The 17,064-nt window shown below is 67.5% G+C and carries 15 protein-coding genes; 10 read left to right on the top strand and 5 right to left on the bottom strand.

Translation table 11 applies throughout. The annotated features are described in order from the left end of the window. The first annotated feature begins 123 nt into the window (after positions 1-123). The 10 genes from A5730_RS09830 to A5730_RS09785 all read left to right on the top strand — a co-directional run bounded on the left by A5730_RS09830 (position 124) and on the right by A5730_RS09785 (position 10,906). On the top strand, positions 124-2,349 hold the full coding sequence (locus tag A5730_RS09830; RefSeq protein ID WP_067898894.1) for an adenylate/guanylate cyclase domain-containing protein: 2,226 nt from the start codon (positions 124-126) through the stop codon (positions 2,347-2,349). After that, positions 2,349-3,794: a mechanosensitive ion channel domain-containing protein gene (locus A5730_RS09825; RefSeq protein ID WP_067898891.1), complete on the top strand. Its 1,446-nt coding sequence runs from the start codon at positions 2,349-2,351 to the stop codon at positions 3,792-3,794. The genes A5730_RS09830 and A5730_RS09825 overlap by 1 nt, the downstream gene beginning before the upstream one ends. Positions 3,795-3,899: 105 nt before the next feature. Next, the gene (locus A5730_RS09820) at positions 3,900-5,159 is read left to right on the top strand and encodes a glutamate-5-semialdehyde dehydrogenase (RefSeq protein WP_067898888.1); all 1,260 of its coding nucleotides are present in this window, start codon (positions 3,900-3,902) and stop codon (positions 5,157-5,159) included. Positions 5,160-5,186: 27 nt separating this feature from the next. Next, entirely contained in the window at positions 5,187-6,062 is an 876-nt protein-coding gene (locus A5730_RS09815; RefSeq protein ID WP_067898884.1) for a MoxR family ATPase, read from the top strand. A gap of 10 nt (positions 6,063-6,072) precedes the next feature. Then, the gene (locus A5730_RS09810) at positions 6,073-7,521 is read left to right on the top strand and encodes a VWA domain-containing protein (RefSeq protein WP_067898882.1); all 1,449 of its coding nucleotides are present in this window, start codon (positions 6,073-6,075) and stop codon (positions 7,519-7,521) included. Positions 7,522-7,626: 105 nt separating this feature from the next. Beyond that, positions 7,627-8,295: a nicotinate-nucleotide adenylyltransferase gene (gene nadD / locus A5730_RS09805; protein WP_082946784.1), complete on the top strand. Its 669-nt coding sequence runs from the start codon at positions 7,627-7,629 to the stop codon at positions 8,293-8,295. Beyond that, the gene (rsfS, locus tag A5730_RS09800; RefSeq protein ID WP_067821043.1) at positions 8,292-8,681 is read left to right on the top strand and encodes a ribosome silencing factor; all 390 of its coding nucleotides are present in this window, start codon (positions 8,292-8,294) and stop codon (positions 8,679-8,681) included. Before nadD ends, rsfS begins: the two co-directional genes overlap by 4 nt. Then, positions 8,678-9,352: a glucosyl-3-phosphoglycerate phosphatase gene (gpgP, locus tag A5730_RS09795; RefSeq protein ID WP_067821046.1), complete on the top strand. Its 675-nt coding sequence runs from the start codon at positions 8,678-8,680 to the stop codon at positions 9,350-9,352. Before rsfS ends, gpgP begins: the two co-directional genes overlap by 4 nt. Next, positions 9,342-10,079, top strand: a complete 738-nt coding sequence (gene octT, locus A5730_RS09790) for a diglucosylglycerate octanoyltransferase (protein WP_067898879.1) — start codon at positions 9,342-9,344, stop codon at positions 10,077-10,079. The genes gpgP and octT overlap by 11 nt, the downstream gene beginning before the upstream one ends. Next, positions 10,076-10,906: a DegV family protein gene (locus A5730_RS09785; protein ID WP_067898875.1), complete on the top strand. Its 831-nt coding sequence runs from the start codon at positions 10,076-10,078 to the stop codon at positions 10,904-10,906. The genes octT and A5730_RS09785 overlap by 4 nt, the downstream gene beginning before the upstream one ends. On the opposite strand, the gene A5730_RS09780 is transcribed toward A5730_RS09785, so the two are convergent. The 5 genes from A5730_RS09780 to A5730_RS09760 form a co-directional block, all read right to left on the bottom strand. Next, complete coding sequence (locus A5730_RS09780) at positions 10,903-13,803, bottom strand: RND family transporter (RefSeq protein WP_067898872.1); 2,901 nt, start codon at positions 13,801-13,803, stop codon at positions 10,903-10,905. The genes A5730_RS09785 and A5730_RS09780 overlap by 4 nt on opposite strands. Continuing rightward, positions 13,800-14,228 (bottom strand): MmpS family transport accessory protein, encoded by a 429-nt coding sequence (locus tag A5730_RS09775; protein ID WP_197506221.1) that lies wholly within the window; start codon positions 14,226-14,228, stop codon positions 13,800-13,802. The genes A5730_RS09780 and A5730_RS09775 overlap by 4 nt, the downstream gene beginning before the upstream one ends. A gap of 204 nt (positions 14,229-14,432) precedes the next feature. Then, positions 14,433-15,491 (bottom strand): dihydrodipicolinate reductase, encoded by a 1,059-nt coding sequence (locus A5730_RS09770; RefSeq protein WP_067898866.1) that lies wholly within the window; start codon positions 15,489-15,491, stop codon positions 14,433-14,435. 26 nt (positions 15,492-15,517) lie between these two features. After that, entirely contained in the window at positions 15,518-15,949 is a 432-nt protein-coding gene (locus tag A5730_RS09765; protein ID WP_067898863.1) for a PPOX class F420-dependent oxidoreductase, read from the bottom strand. Between the two features lie 3 nt (positions 15,950-15,952). Beyond that, on the bottom strand, positions 15,953-17,059 hold the full coding sequence (locus A5730_RS09760; protein WP_067898860.1) for an acyl-CoA dehydrogenase family protein: 1,107 nt from the start codon (positions 17,057-17,059) through the stop codon (positions 15,953-15,955). Positions 17,060-17,064 lie beyond the last annotated feature (5 nt).

The following is a 17,064-nucleotide window of genomic DNA, read 5'->3' as shown; positions in this document are numbered from 1 at the left end:
TGCCCGGGGAGTTAAGCGCCGTTCTTCCCGTCGAATGCTTTGCCGCAATCCCCCATATCTTGAGACGCGCGCGCTAATGTGCTGCGTGAGCGATGCTGCGTGTCCGAGGAAGGGCGAAGTCGAGTGACATCGAGCGAGCTGCAAGACGCTGAGCCGGCTTCGCAAACCGCACCGGCCCCCACCCCGGCGGAAACGCCTGGGACGCAGGAGGACGAGGCTCGCAAGCACCATAAGTTTCGCCGTCGCCGGCTTTTCCGCATCGGCATTCAATCCAAGCTCCTGCTGACGCTGCTGCTCTGCAGCATCCTGTCGATCGGGGTGATCGGCTTCATCGGGGCGTCGTCGGGCCGCAACGCCTTGCGCCAGGTCGAATCCGAGCGACTCATCGAGTTGCGCGAGTCGCAGGCGCGACAGGTGCAGTCGCTGTTCCGGGAGGTGACGAATTCGCTGATCGTCTACAGCGGCGGGTTCTCCATCGTGGAGGGCGCGGCGGCGTTCACCGAGGGTTTCGCGCAGTTGTCCAACGCGACGATCACGCCGGCCCAGCAGCAGGCGCTCGTCACCTACTACGACGAAAACATGATCCAGCCGATCAGGCGGATCACCGGCGACGAGCTCGATCGCAACGCGATCTTCCCGAGTTCCAATGCGCAGAAATATCTTCAGGCGCACTACACCGCGCCGTACCCGTTGGTCTCGGAGGCGCGAAAGGTCGACGACGCCGGCGACGGCAGCGCCTGGTCGGCGGCCAACGCCCGCTACGGCTTCTACATGCGCAACATCGTCACCCATTTCGAGTTCCCGGACGCGCTGTTGCTGGATATGCAGGGCAACGTCGTGTACTCGGTGAACAAGGGCCCGGACCTCGGCACCAACATCCTCACCGGCCCCTACCGGGAATCGAATCTGCGGGACGCGTATCAAAAAGCGCTGCGGTCCAACGACATCAACTTCGTCTGGATCACCGACTTCCAGCAATACCAGCCACAGCTGGACGCCCCAACGGCGTGGGCGGTGTCCCCGGTCGGGATGAACGGCAAGATCGACGGCGTCATGGCCCTGCCGCTGCCGATCTCGAAGATCAACCGGATCATGACCGCCGACAAGCGTTGGGAGGCCGCCGGCATGGGGCCGGCAACGGAGACCTACCTCGCCGGCCCCGACGGCCTGATGCGTTCCGACTCAAGGCTTTTCCTCGAGGACCCGGCCGAGTACCGGCGCGAGGCCGTGGCCGCGGGCACTCCGCCCGACGTCGTGGACGAAGCGATCCGCCTGGGCGGGACCACGCTGGTGCAGCCGGTCCAAACCGCGGGTCTCCATGCGGCCCAACGCGGACAATCCGGGGTCATCAGCGCCACCGACTACCAGGGCAACCGGGAGCTGGAGGCCTACGCGCCGCTGACGGTGCCGAACTCCGATCTGCACTGGTCGATCCTCGCGACGCGGGACAACTCGGACGCCTTCGCGCGCCTGGGCAGGTTCAGCAGGACGCTGGTGCTGGCGGTGGCGATCATGATCTTCGCCATCTGCGTCGCGTCGATGGTGTTGGCCCAGCTGATGTTGCGGCCGATCCGCCGGCTGCAGGCCGGCACCCAGAAGATCACCTCCGGGGATTACGAGGTCAGCATCCCGGTGACCACGCGTGACGAAATCGGTGACCTGACTGGGGCTTTCAACGAGATGAGCCGCAATCTGGCCATCAAGGAGGAGTTGCTCAACGAACAGCGCCGGGAGAACGACCGCCTGTTGCTTGCGCTGATGCCCGAGTCCGTCGTCCAGCGGTATCGCGAAGGTCAGGAGACCATCGCGCAGGAACACCAGGACGTGGCGATCATCTTCGCCGAAATCGTCGGGCTCGACGAGATCTCCGGGGATGTGTCGGGAGACGAATTGGTCGGCATTGTCGACGAACTGTTCCGGCAGTTCGATTCGGCGGCCGAATCCCTTGGCGTCGAGCGGATCCGCACCTTCCACAACGGCTACCTCGCCAGCTGCGGGGTGGTGACGCCGCGGCTGGACAGCATCCACCGCAGCGTCGACTTCGCCGTGGAGATGCGCCTGATCATCGAGCGGTTCAACAGCCAAACGGGTCACGAGTTGCGCCTTCGGGTGGGCATCAACACCGGCAACGTCATCAGCGGACTGGTCGGCCGATCCGGACTGGTCTACGACATGTGGGGCGCCGCGGTGAGCCTGGCCTACCAGATGCAGAGTGGCTCAAGCCAATCCGGCATCTACGTCACGTCGCAGGTGTACGAGGCGATGCGTGATGTCCGGCAGTTCGCGCCGGCCGGCACCATATCGGTCGGCGGAACCGACCAGCCGATCTACCGGCTGTCGGAGCGATAATGAACCTCTTCGGCTCATCGTGGTTCTACTGGGCCATCGGCGTCGCGATCGGATTCCCGGTCGCGTTGATCCTGCTGACCGAGTTGCACCGCACGCTGGTCCGCCGCAACAGCCACCTGGCCAGGCAAGTGAGCCTGCTGCGCAACTACCTGCTGCCGCTCGGTGCGCTGTTGCTGCTGCTCGTCAAGGCTTCGCAGGTGCCGGCCGGCCAGGGCTCGGTGCGGATCCTGACCACGGTGTTCGGCCTGCTGGTGCTGGTGCTGGTGCTGTCGGCGTTGAACGCGACCGTGTTCGAGGGTGCGCCCGCCGACAGTTGGCGCAAGCGACTGCCGGCCATCTTCCTCGACGTCGCCCGCTTCGGGGTCATCGGCGTTGGGCTGACCCTGATGCTGTCGGTCATCTGGGGCGTCCGGATCGCCGGTTTGTTCACCGCGCTGGGCGTCACGTCGGTGGTCATCGGCCTGATGCTGCAGAACTCCGTCGGGCAGATCGTGTCCGGCTTGTTCATGCTGTTCGAGCAGCCGTTCCGGATCGACGACTGGTTGGACACCGGCACGGTGCGCGGGCGCGTCGTCGAAGTCAACTGGCGCGCCGTGCACATCGACACCGGCAACGGCATCCGCATCATGCCCAACTCGATGCTGGCCAGCACCTCGTTCACCAACCTCAGTCGCCCCTCGCGCGCGTACGACTGCGCGGTCACAACGAAGTTCGCGGCGGGCGATTCGCCGGACAAGGTGTGCGCGATGTTGACCCGGGTCGCCGCCGCGCTACCGGCCCGCAGACCCGAAGTGCCGCCGAGCACCGTGGCCCTCGGCGGCGCCCAATACCGCACGACGATCCGGCTGGTGTCGCCCGCCGACGCCGAGGCGACCGAGGCCACCTTCCTGCGCTGGGTCTGGTACGCCGCGCGCCGGGCGCGCCTGCGCCTGGACGGCACCGAGGACAACTTCTCCACCAAGCGACGGGTGGAGAAGGCGTTGCGCACAGTGGTGGCGCCGGCGTTGCGGCTGAGCCACATCGATCAGCAGTCGCTGGTGCCGTACGCGAAACTCGTCCGCTACGGTGCCGACGAGATCCTCGAGTACGCCGGTCAGGTGTCGTCGGGAATGACCTTTCTGGTGGCCGGCCGGGTCCGGCTGACCGCGAGGACCGAAGACGGGTCGATGGTGCCGGTCACCATCCTGGACGAGGGGTCGTTCCTCGGCCTGACCGCGCTGACCCGCCAGCCCAACCTCGCCGGCGCCTACGCGCTGGACGAGGTGACCGCCCTGCAGATAGATCGGGAGCACCTGGAGCATCTGGTGATGCGAAAACCGTTGCTGCTTCAAGACTTAGGCCGGCTGATCGACGAGCGGCAAGCCAAGGTTCGTCAGGTCAGTGGGCGCGAGCGGCTCGGACCGGCCCGCGCCGAGGCGCAGGATTCCGCCAAGCCGCTGCGCTGAGGAGAACGCGGGTGCCGCGTCCGGCCCCGGCGTTACGCGCCGAGCGCATGCCGTAAATACCCGGGCCGCCGCACCTGGCCGGTTGTGGCCCGATACCCTGGTTCAATGAGTCTGCAAGCACCATCGCTGCCTGACTTGCGCCGGGAGGTCCACAACGCCGCGCGGCGTGCCCGGGTCGCCTCCCGCGTCCTCGCGTTGTTGCCGACGGTCGCCAAGGACCAGGCGCTGCGGTCCGCGGCCGACGCGATTGCCGCCCACACCGACTTGATCCTGTCGGCCAACGCCGAGGATCTCAGCGCCGCCGAAGCCGCGGGCACACCGACCGCGATGCTCGACCGGTTGGCGCTGGACGCCAAGCGGGTCGATGCAATCGCCGCGGGGCTGCGGCAGGTCGCCGGTCTGCCCGACCCGGTCGGGGAGGTGCTGCGCGGCTACACCTTGCCCAACGGTTTGCATCTGCGGCAGCAGCGCGTGCCCCTCGGCGTGGTGGGCATGATCTACGAAGGCCGGCCCAACGTCACCGTGGACGCCTTCGGTCTGGCGCTCAAGTCCGGCAACGCGGTGTTGTTGCGCGGAAGTTCTTCGGCGGCCCGGTCGAACCAGGCGCTGGTGCAGGTGCTGCGTGCCTCACTGGTCAGCGAGGACCTGCCTGCCGACGCGGTGCAATTGCTCTCGGCCGAGGACCGCGCCACGGTGACACACCTGATCCAGGCCCGCGGTTTGGTCGACGTGGTGATCCCGCGTGGGGGAGCGAGCCTGATCAACGCGGTGGTCCGCGACGCGCAGGTGCCCACCATCGAGACCGGGGTCGGCAACTGCCACGTGTACGTGCACGAAGGGGCCGATCTGGAGCTCGCGGAGCGAATCCTGCTGAATTCCAAGACCCGTCGGCCCAGCGTCTGCAACGCCGCCGAGACGCTGTTGGTCGACGCCGCGATCGCCAAGAAAGCGCTGCCCCGGCTGCTCAGCGCCCTGCAGGACGCCGGAGTGACCGTGCACGGCGGGTTTTCGGCGGACGCCGCGGAGGACGACCTGCGCCGCGAGTACCTGTCGATGGACATCGCGGTCGCGGTGGTCGACGGCATCGACGCCGCGATCGCCCACATCAACGAGTACGGCACCGGGCACACCGAGGCCATCGTCACCAGCAATATGGCTGCGGCGCAACGGTTTAGCGACGGTGTGGACGCCGCCGCGGTGATGATCAACGCGTCGACGGCGTTCACCGACGGCGAGCAGTTCGGTTTCGGCGCCGAAATCGGCATCTCCACCCAGAAATTGCATGCGCGCGGTCCGATGGGGCTGCCGGAGCTGACCTCGACCAAGTGGATCGCGTGGGGTGACGGGCAAGTCCGCCCCGCCTGACTTCCGTGTTTTAGGAGAACTGAGATAGTGAGCGTGCCCGCCCGGCCCAAGCCGTTGTTCGCCGACATCGACGACGTATCGCGGCGGTTGGCCGAGACCGGTTATCTGCCGGACACCGCCACCGCGACGGCGGTGTTCCTGGCCGACCGGCTGGGCAAGCCGTTGCTGGTGGAGGGCCCGGCCGGCGTCGGCAAGACGGAGCTGGCCCGCGCCGTCGCCCAGGCCACCGACTCCGGGCTGGTCCGCCTGCAGTGCTACGAGGGGGTCGACGAGGCGCGCGCGTTGTACGAGTGGAACCACGCCAAGCAGATACTCCGTATTCAGGCCGGCTCCGGGGACTGGGACCAGACCAAGGACGACGTGTTCAGCGAGGAGTTCCTGCTGCAGCGCCCACTGCTGACCGCCATCCGGCGCACCGAACCCACGGTGCTGCTGATCGACGAGACCGACAAGGCGGACATCGAAATCGAGGGCCTGCTGCTCGAGGTGCTGTCCGACTTCGCGGTGACCGTTCCCGAACTGGGCACCATCACGGCCGAGCGGACGCCGTTCGTGGTGTTGACCTCCAATGCCACCCGCGAACTGTCCGAGGCCCTCAAGCGTCGATGCCTGTTCTTGCACATCGACTTTCCCAGCCCCGAGCTGGAACGTCGGATCCTGTTGTCGCGGGTGCCCGAACTGCCGCAGCACCTCGCCGAGGAACTGGTGCGCATCATCGGGGTGTTGCGCGGCATGCAGCTCAAGAAGGTGCCGTCCATCGCCGAGACGATCGACTGGGGCCGCACGCTGCTGGCGCTGGGCCTGGACACCATCGACGACGCCGTCGTCGCCGCCACGTTGGGCGTCGTCCTCAAACATCAGTCCGATCAGCAGCGCGCAAGCGGCGAGCTCCGGTTGAATTAGGAACGCATCGATGGCCGCCCGCCGCATCCGACCCACCCGGCCGCTCGCCCCGCACGGGCTGCCCGGCCACCTGGTGGGTTTCGTGGAAGCGCTTCGCGGAGTGGGCATTTCGGTGGGGCCGTCCGAGACCGTGGACGCCGGCCGGGTGATGGCCACCCTGGGTCTGGGCGATCGTGAGGTGCTGCGCGAGGGCCTCGCGTGCGCGGTGCTGCGCCGCCCCGAACACCGCGACACCTACGACGCCATGTTCGACCTGTGGTTCCCCGCGGCGCTGGGCGCGCGCGCGACGGTCACCGGCGAGGAAGGCGACGGGACCCCGGGCGACGACTGGTTGCCGCCCGACGACGTCGAGGCCATGCGCCAGATGCTGCTGGATCTGCTCAACGAGAACCCCGACCTGGCCGACATGGACGAGCGGCTGGTCGCCATGGTCGCGCGGATCGTGGAGGCCTACGGCAAATACAGCTCCAGCCGCGGGCCGTCGTTCTCCTCCTACCAGGCGCTCAAGGCGATGGCCCTGGACGAGCTGGAGGGCAAGCTGCTGGCTGGACTGCTCGCCCCATACGGCGACGAGCCAACTCCCACCCAGGAGCAGATCGCCAAAGCGCTTGCCGCGCAGCGGATCACCCAGCTGCGCAAGATGGTCGACGCCGAGACGAAACGGCGAACCGCCGAACAGCTGGGCCGCGACCACGTCCAGATGTACGGCATTCCACAGCTTTCCGAAAACGTCGAGTTTTTGCGGGCATCCGGCGAACAGCTGCGCCAGATGCAACGGGTGGTCGCCCCGCTGGCCCGCACCCTGGCCACCCGGCTGGCGGCGCGGCGCCGGCGCAGCCGCGCCGGGGTGATCGACCTGCGCAAGACGCTGCGCAAGTCGATGTCCACCGGCGGCGTGCCGATCGACGTGGTGCTGGCCAAACCGCGGCCGGCGCGGCCCGAACTGGTGGTGCTGTGCGACGTGTCCGGCTCGGTCGCCGGTTTCAGCCACTTCACCCTGCTGCTGGTACACGCTTTGCGCCAACAGTTCTCGCGGGTCCGGGTGTTCGCGTTCATCGACACCACCGACGAGGTGACCCACATGTTCGGGCCGGAGGCCGATCTGGCCGTGGCGATCCAGCGGATCACCCGGGAGGCCGGCGTGTTCAGCCGTGACGGGCATTCCGACTACGGCAACGCCTTCGCGTCGTTCGTGCAGGCGTTCCCCAACGTGCTGTCGCCGCGCAGCTCGCTGCTGGTGCTCGGCGACGGCCGCACCAACTACCGCAATCCGGAGACCGAGCTGCTGTCCCACATGGTGACCGCGAGCCGGCACGCGCACTGGCTCAATCCCGAGCCCAGGCATCTGTGGGGCAGCGGCGACTCTGCGGTGCCGCGCTACCAGGAGGTCATCACGATGCACGAATGCCGGTCGGCCAAGCAGCTGGCCGCGGTGATCGACCAGTTGCTGCCGGTGTAAGGGCGGTTCCCGCGTCACGTCAGCGTGCGGGTGCTTTTCCCCGGGCCGCTGTGGCCGCTGTGACGAAATCGGGCCGGATCGCCGCCTCAAGTAAGCTGGCAAACCGTGCAAAAGCAGCTTCGCAGGCTCGGCGTGATGGGTGGGACGTTCGATCCCATCCATTACGGGCACCTGGTTGCCGCCAGCGAGGTCGCCGACCTGTTCGACCTCGACGAAGTCGTGTTCGTGCCCAGCGGTCAGCCCTGGCAGAAGGATCGTGAGGTCTCCGCCGCGGAGGACCGGTATCTGATGACGGTGATCGCCACCGCCTCCAACCCCCGCTTCTCGGTGAGCCGGGTCGACATCGACCGCGCCGGGCCCACCTACACCAAGGACACGCTGCGGGATCTGCAGGCCCTGAACCCGGATTCGCAGCTGTACTTCATCACCGGCGCCGACGCGCTCGCTTCCATCCTGTCGTGGCAGGGCTGGGCGGAGATGTTCGAGTTGGCGCGGTTCGTCGGCGTCAGCCGGCCCGGATACGAGCTGCGGCGCGAACACATCACCGGCGTGCTGGGCGAGCTGGAAGACGATGTGCTGACGCTGGTCGAGATTCCGGCGCTGGCGATCTCGTCGACCGATTGCCGCCTGCGTGCCGAACAGCGTCGGCCCCTGTGGTACCTGATGCCCGACGGTGTCGTCCAATACGTCTCCAAGCGCCGCCTGTATCGCGCCGCCGAACCATCGAAGGACACCGTGAGCCGATCGAGCCTGCCCGCCGGGAACAACCCATGACCGCCACCCCGGAAGCCATCGACATGGCGACGGTGGCCGCCGGCGCGGCCGCCTCGAAGTTGGCCGACGACGTCGTCGTGATCGACGTGTCGGGTCAGCTGGTCATCACCGACTGCTTCGTCATCGCGTCGGCGTCCAACGAACGACAGGTCAACGCCATCGTCGACGAGGTCGAGGAGAAGATGCGCAGGGCGGGCTACAAGCCGGCCCGACGGGAGGGCACCCGGGAGGGCCGCTGGACGCTGCTGGACTACCGCGACATCGTCGTGCACATCCAGCACCAGGACGACCGCGACTTCTACGCCCTGGACCGGTTGTGGGGCGATTGCCCGGTGGTGCCCGTGGATTTGGCCGAGGGCCCCGAGGATTCAGCGGACGCGCAATGACCATTCGTCGCCTGATCATGTTGCGGCACGGGCAAACCGAGTTCAACGCCGGCAGCCGGATGCAGGGCCAACTGGATTCCGAACTCAGCGAGCTCGGGCGGGCCCAGGCGATCGCCGCCGCCGAGGTGCTCGGCAAGCTGCAGCCGCTGCTGATCGTGTCGTCGGACCTGCACCGCGCCTACGACACCGCCGTGCGGCTGGGGGAGCGGACCGGCCTGCCGATCCGGGTCGACCAGCGGTTGCGCGAGACCCATCTCGGGGACTGGCAGGGGTTGACCCACACCGAGGTCGACGCCCAGGCCCCCGGTGCCCGGCTGGCCTGGCGCGAGGACGCCACCTGGGCGCCGCATGGCGGCGAAAGCCGCGTCGACGTGGCCGCCCGCAGCGTGCCCTTGGTTGCCGAATTGGTCTCCGGCGAACCGGAATGGGGCGACCCCCAGCACGCCGACAGGCCGGTGGTGCTGGTGGCCCACGGCGGCCTGATCGCCGCGCTGTCGGCCGCGCTGCTGAAGCTCCCGGTCGCCAACTGGCCGGTGCTGGGCGGCATGGGCAATGCCAGCTGGGTGCAGCTTTCCGGCCATTCCGACGACGACGCGGCGGGTTTCGACGGCATCCGCTGGCGCCTCGACGTGTGGAACGCTTCGGCGCAGGTGTCCAACGATGTCCTCTGACGCCCGGCCCACGCTGCTGATCTTCGCCGATTCGCTGGCCTACTACGGGCCCACCGGCGGCCTGCCCGCCGACGACCCCCGCATCTGGCCGAATATCGTTGCCGCCCAACTGGGTTGGGACGTCGAACTCATCGGACGCATCGGCTGGACGTGCCGCGACATCTGGTGGGCGGCGACCCAGGACCCGCGCGCCTGGGCGGCGCTGCCCCGGGCGGGCGCCGTCATTTTCGCCACCGGCGGCATGGATTCGCTGCCGTCGGTGTTGCCGACCGCGTTGCGTGAGCTGATCCGCTACGTGCGCCCGCCGTGGTTGCGGCGCTGGGTCCGCGACGGATACGGCTGGCTGCAACCCCGGCTCTCGCCGGTGGCCCGGTCCGCGCTGCCGCCGCACCTCAGCGTCGAATACCTCGAACAGACGCGCGGGGCAATCGATTTCAACCGCCCCGGCATCCCGATCGTCGCGTCGCTGCCGTCGGTGCACATCGCCGACACGTACGGCCGGGCCCACCATGGCCGCGCGGGGACCGCGGCCGCGATCACCGAGTGGGCGCAAAGCCACGACGTTCCCCTGGTGGATCTCAAAGCCGCTGTCGCCGAACAGATCATGTCCGAGCGGGGAAATCCCGACGGCATCCACTGGAATTTCGAAGCCCATCAGGCGGTCGCGGAGCTGATGCTCAAGGCGTTGGCTGAGGCTGGCGTCGCGACCGGCAAGCCACCGGCATGACCGTCGTGGTGGTGACCGACGCGTCGGCGCGCCTGCCGGCCGACCTGCTGGACCGGTGGGCGATACGTGTTGTGCCGCTGCACATTCTGCTCGACGGAGTCGATCTGCGCGATGGTGTGGACGAGGTCCCCGACGACGTCTACAAGCGCCACGCCACCACCGCGGCGGCCACGCCGGCCGAACTCGCCGACGCCTATCAGCAGGCACTGGCCGACAGTGGCGGGGACGGCGTGGTGGCGGTGCACATATCATCCGGGTTGTCGGGGACGTGCGGCGCCGCCGAACGGACCGCCGCCGACCTGGACCCCCGCGTGCGGGTGGTCGACTCGAAGACGACCGCGATGGGCACCGGCTTCGCGGCGGTGGCCGCCGCGCGGGCCGCGGCCGCCGGCGGCGACCTCGACGCGGTCGCCGAGGGGGCGACCGTGGCCGCCCGGCATAGCCACGCGTTCATGGTCGTGCACCGGCTGGATAACCTGCGCCGCAGCGGGCGGATCGGCGGGGCCACCGCGTGGCTGGGCACCGCGCTGTCGCTCAAGCCGGTGCTGCGCATCGATGACGGCAAACTCGTTCTGGCGCAACGGGTGCGCACCGTCAGTCACGCGACGGAGGCGATGGTCGACCGGGCCTGCGAGGTGGCCGGCGACAGCGCGTGCGCGCTGGCGGTGCATCACGTCGCCAACCCGGACGGCGCCAAGGAGGTGACGGCGACGCTGGCGCGGCGGTTACCCGCGTGCGAGCCGGCGATCATCACACCGTTGGGGCCGGTGCTGGCGTTGCACGTCGGCGCCGGAGCCGTCGCGGTGGTCGTGCAGCCGCCGACTTAAGCCGGCACCGCGCGCCGCGCGTTGTCCCCCCGCGGATGCACCACCTGCGGCCACCAGAACCACCGGCCCAGCAGCGTCGCGATCGACGGCATCAACAGCGTGCGCACGACGAGCGTGTCGAGCAGCAGACCGATGCACACCGTCGAGCCGAACTGTCCCAGCACCCGCAAGTCACTGCCCAACATGGCAGCCATGGTGAACGCGAACACCAGACCCGCCGCGGTCACCACCCCGCCGGTACCCGCCATAGATCGGATGATTCCCGTCTTGAGGCCGGCATGGATCTCTTCTTTGAACCGTGAGACCAGCAGCAGGTTGTAGTCGGATCCGACCGCCAGCAGGATGATCACGGACAGCGCCATCACGATCCAGTGGATCCTGATCCCGAACAGGTCCTGCCAAATCAGCACGGACAGACCGAACGACGCCGCGATCGAGCTGGCCGCGGTGCCGACGATCACCAGCGCCGCCACCACGGAACGGGTGAGCAGCAGCATGATCATGAAGATCAGCGTCAGGGCGGACACCACGGCGATCATCAGGTCGTACTTCTCGCCGTCGGCCATGTCCTTGAACGTCGCGGCGGTTCCGCCGAGGTAGACCCGGGCGTCGGACAGCGACGATTGCTTGAGACCCTCCTGCGCGGCGGTGCGTTCGGCGTCGACTTGCGCAATGCCCTCCGGCGACATCGGATCACCCTGATGCGTGATGAAGAACCGCGCCGATTTACCGTCCGGCGACAAGAACATTCGAAGGCCGGTCTGGAAGTCCGGGTTGTCGAAGGCCTCGGGCGGCAGGTAGAAGAAGTCGTCGTTCTTCGATGCGTCGAAGCTTTGACCCATCACGATCGCGGTGTTGCTCATCGCTTCCATCTGGTCGATCATCGCCTTGAACGTCTGATACAGGGTCAAGGTGATGCCCCGGGTCGTCTTCAGCGTGTTGATCAGCGTCGGAAACAACTCGGTCAGGTCGCGGGATGCTTTCGCGGTGTGCTCGATATCGGTTGTCAGGTAATGGAATTGCTCGGCGAGCTGATCGAATCCGTCGAACGTGTCGAACAGCGACCGCAACCCGATGCACAACGGAATGTCGTAGCAGTGCCGCTCCCAGTAGAAGTAGGAGCGCACGGGCCGGAAGGTGTCATCGAAATCCGCGATGTGGTCGCGCAGGGTATCGGTGATCTGCGACGTCACGGCCGTGGTCTTGGCGCTGTCCTCGGCGGCGTTGGCCAGGTCTTTGGACACCTCGTACTGGCGCTGCGTCGTCTCGATCTGGGTCTGCAGGTCGTCGGCCATCCGCAGGATGTCGGCGATGCGTTCCTTGAGGAAGCCCATGTTCTGCATCGTCGTCTGGCTTTGGATGCTGTTCTGGAACGGAATCGAGCTGTGCTGAATCGGGATGCCCAGCGGCCGGGTGATGTCCTGAACCATGGCGATGCCGAGCGTGCGCATCTCGTTCTTGGCGACCCGGTCCAAAACCAGCATGTCGGCCGGGTTCCGCATGTCGTGGTCGGATTCGACCATCAACAGGTCGGGGTTCATCCGTGCCTCCGAGAAATGCCGGTTCGCGGCCTCTTGTCCTTGATTGGACGGCGCGGACAACGGCAGGTAATGGCGGTCGTTGTAGCTCGTGTGAAAGCTCGGCAGGGCGATCATGCCGACCAGCACGACCGCGGCGCTCACGGCCAAAACCGGTGCCGGCCAACGTACTACGGCGGTACCCACCCGGCGCCACAGCCGGCCACGCTTGGCCTGCCTCTCGAACAGGTGGAAGCGGCTGCCGACGAAGACCACCGCGGGCCCCAGCGTGACGCCGGCCAGCACCACGACGATCATGCCGATCGCCACGGGCGCGCCCATGGTGTTGAACCACGGTAGCCGCGAAAAACTGAGGCAATAGGTCGCGCCCGCAATCGTCAGGCCCGAACCCAAGACGACCGGGGCGACGCCCCTGAAGGTGGTGTAGTACGCCGTTTCTCGGTCTTCGCCCGCGGCCAACGCCTCCTGATAGCGGCCGATCAGGAAGATGCCGTAGTCCGTCCCGGCGGCGATCGCCAACATGGTGAGGATGTTGGCGGCGAAGGTGGTGAGCCCGAATGCGTTGTGGTACGCCAGAACCGCGACGACCCCCCGCGAACACGCCAGCGCGACAAAGGTCATGAACAGCTGCACCAGCGTGGTGACGATGGACCGGTACACCAGCAGCAACATGATCGCGATGGCGCCCAGCGTGAACAGCGTGATCTTGGCCAGGCTGGCGTTACCGATGATGTGCATATCGTCGGACAGCGCGGCAGGGCCCGTGACGTAGGCCTTCACGCCGGGCGGCGCCTTGTTCTCCTCGATCACCTTGCGGACGGAATCCACGGACTCGTTGGCCAGCGTGGTGCCCTGGTTGCCGGCGAGGTTCACCTGCACATAGGCGCTCTTGGCGTCGGCGCTCTGCGCACCCGCAGCCGTCAGCCGGTCGCCCCAGAAGTCCTGAATGTGCTGAATGTGCTTGGGATCTCCGCGGAGTTGCCGAATCAGCTTGTCGTAGTACTGGTGCGCGTCGGGGCCGAGCGGTTGCTGGCCCTCCAACACGATCATCACCGTGCTGTTGGAGTCGAATTCGTGGAAATTGTGGCCCAGGCGCATCATCGCCTTCATCGACGGCGCGTCCAGCGGTGTCATCGGCGCCGAGTGGGCCTCACCGACTTTTTCCAGTGTCGGAACGATGACGTTCACGAGGACCGTCACGAACAACCAGACCAAGATGATCGGCACCGCGAAGATGCGGATCGCATGCGGCAGGTACGGGCGGTGGCCCCGCTCGGCCTTGGACAGGCCCTTGCTGTTGATTGGGCCGGTGTCGGCCGCGCTCAGGTCGCGTTGGGTTTCGTTGCTCGCGTTGCTCATGCGGACTTCACCAGGCAGAAGGTCTGCGCGTTGTGGCCGTCGGAATTCCGCTGTTCGCGCACCACGCCGTCCACCGTGATCTTGCAGCTGATCTCACCGCTGTCGCTCTGCGCCATGATGTTGGCGCTGACCGACGGCAAGGTGGTCGAGATGGTGGTCGACCACGGCAGCGGCGCGGCGTTCACCTGATGGGTGTTGGCGTTCTCGTCCCAGTAGTTGATGTTGGCGGTGGCCCCGGGGGGCCCGGTGATTTCGTAGACGACGACCTTCGGGTTGAACTGCACGATTTCGATCCCCTTGCCGGCGTTCGCGTTGAGGTCTTGCGAGCCGAAAATCCTGTGGAGCCGCGACACGATCAACGCCGAAACGGCCAGGACGACCACCAAAACCAGGGGTATCCACGCCCGCTTGAGCACACGGGTCACGGTGGGAGTACGTGGACCCGAGTCTGGACCAGCCACCGCCTGACCGCCTTCCGCTTGCCCGCCGTCCGGGCATTGCCGCAAAGCTCACCTATGTCGTCGACGACACCGCTGTCTTGTCGACTATTTGCTCAGCTAAGCACTCTAAACCTTAGTGCACGCAAGCGTTCCTCCGGGGCCCTTCGATGTGGTGAACGGCATACGCGCCTACCCCGCCACGCGGCCGGTGACCGGCGGTAAGTCGGCGAGGGTGACGATTCCGGGCTCGGCGGCCACCACGGCCGGGACCGCGTTGGTGACCGGCATCGCGGTGTAGATCATGCCCAAGCCCATGAACCCCGGTTCGGTCCAATCCTTGGGCGGCAGGCAGTGCAGGACCGTGCGCATGTTGGGCAGCCCGAACACCTGGATGACGTGGCCGTGCTCCAGCGGTTTGGGCGGCGTCACGTGACTGCCCATGGTCCAGTTGAACCCGACGCTGACCACGTTGCGGTCGCCCACCCAACCCCGGTGGTAGCCATAGACTCCGCCGACGGTTCCCGCGGGGATGGTCATGAAGCCCAGATCGGAATCGCCGGTGGCGGCGGTGAAGGTCACGTCGAAGGTCATCCGGTCCAGCTTCGCCCCGATCGCGTCGGCCATCATGGCGGCCGATTCGGCGAAGACCTCGCTTTCGCGGCGCACGCTTTCCGCCAGGCCAGGCGTATCGGGATCCTGCGAAAAGCCCATCGCCGTCTGGGTTTCCGCCGATTCGTAGGTCGAGCAATCCACGGATTCGGTGATGCGGATCTCGTCGACGCGTTCACACGCGCCGGACAGCACCATGCCGACCATGTTCGTCATGCCCGGGTGCGCCCCGCTGCCGAAGATCGTCGAACCGCCTCGCTTGCAGGCGTCCGCGATGCGTTCGCGGTCCTCGGGCGTCTGCTTGCCCCCGGTGATCCAGGCCGCGCTGGAGCACACGTTGACACCCGATTCCAGCAGCCGCACCAACTCATCTACGTTGGGCCACAACGGGTTATAGCAACACGCGTCGGGGCCCAGGGCGAGCAGCGCGTCGATGTCGTTGGTCGCCCGCACGCCGGTCGGCTCCGGCCAGCCGGCCAGTTCGGCGGCGTCCACCCCGACCTTGTCCGCCCCGTGCGCGTACACCCCGACCAGCTCCATGTCCGGCCTGCCGATGATCGCGTGCAGCGAACGCCGCCCGATGTTTCCGGTGGTCCACTGGATCACCTTGAGCGGGCGGTCCATCGGGGGCTTGCTCATCGCGTCTCCTTTGACGGGTGGGGGATTCAGTCGCTGATATCGAAGCCGGCAATGACCTTGGTCGGGCGCAGCCGCACCACCAGTTCACCGGGGACGGCGTTGCGGCGGCCGAACTCCTCGGCGCGCTCGGCGCCCATGTACCGCGCCCCGGTCCGCGTCGCCACGTCCAGCACGTCGGCCGGCTCCTCGCCGAGCGCGACGACCCCCTGCACCTGAACGAACGAATACGGCGGATGGGGATCGTCGACGCAGATCACCGTTCGCGGATCACGGGCCAGGGCACGGCCTTTCGACGTGTCCCGGCCGGTGGTGAAGGCCAGCTGGTCGCCGTCGACCACGAACCACACCGGCGCCACCAGTGGCCGCCCGTCGGCCGCGGCGTAGCCCAGCATCCCGGTGCGGGTGCCCGCTGACAGGAACTCGACGACTCTTTGCGAGAGCTTGGCGGGCTCGGCCATCGGCTATAGCCGGGCCAGGTCGTAGTCGCCCAGGTGGTCGATAAGGTTGTGCAAGTGGTCGCCGGAGGTGCCCAGGGTGTGCTCGATCGCGGTGAGCCGGGCCGCATAGTGCGCAACCGGATATTCCGCGGTCACCCCGATCCCGCCGTGCAGCTGGATCGACTCCTGCGCGATGTGCCGGCCCGAGCGGCCGATCTGCAGCTTGGCGCGCGACGCGATCAGCGGGTCGAGGTTGCCGTCCGCGATGGACATCGACGCGTACAGGCTCATGCTGCGCGCCAATTCCAGCGACACGTACATGTCGGCCGCGCGCTGGGTGAGCGCCTGAAACTTGTTCAGCGTGACGCCGAACTGCTTGCGGCTCTTCAGGTAATCGGTGGTCAGCCGCAGCGCCTCCTCCATCGCCCCGAGGGCCTCGGCGCACAGCCCCGCCTGGATGCGGATGACGGCGTCGCGGATGGCCGCCGACGCGTCGACCGCCTCGCCCAAGGGTTCGGCGGGAGCGGCGTCCAAGTCGATCTGCGCGCCGCGCTGCCCGTCGAACGTCCGGTAGGGGTGCCGGGTCGCCGCGTTCGCGTCGACCAGGAACAGGCCGGTGCCGCCGTCGGGCAAGGCGGCGCTCACCACCAACGTGTCGGCGCAGTCACCGGCCAGCACCGGGTTCTTGCTGCCGGTCAACGCCCACGAATCTCCTTGCCGCACAGCCTTGGTGGTCACGCCCTCGGTCGCCTTGCGGTGGCCGGGCTCCAGGTGGGCGAAGGCCAGCAGGCGCTGGCCGCCGGCGACCTCGTCGAGCTGTTCCTTCTGGGCGTCGGTACCCAGCTCGGCGATCAGCGCACCCGGCGCCAGCGCGGCGTGCAGGATCGGTTCGGGGGCCAGCCGGCGCCCCGCCTCGGCGAGCACCACCATGATCTCGATCTGGCCCGCCTCGTCCGGGTCGAAGCCGAGGCCGAGGATTCCGGTGTCGGCGAGCTGGCTCCACACCTCGCGGCTCCAGCCCAGATCGGTGCCGATGACCTTGTTGCGGCTCTCCGGGTCGTAGCTGCGCGACAGCAGCTCGCGGGTGGTGTCGCGGAGCAGGGTCTGCTCGTCGGTCAACTGAAAGTCCATGGCAG

The organism is Mycobacterium sp. ACS4054 (assembly GCF_001667275.1).
Lineage (GTDB): Bacteria > Actinomycetota > Actinomycetes > Mycobacteriales > Mycobacteriaceae > Mycobacterium.
The sequence above is the reverse complement of the archived record's forward strand: the minus strand, read 5'-3'. Positions and strand labels throughout refer to the sequence as shown.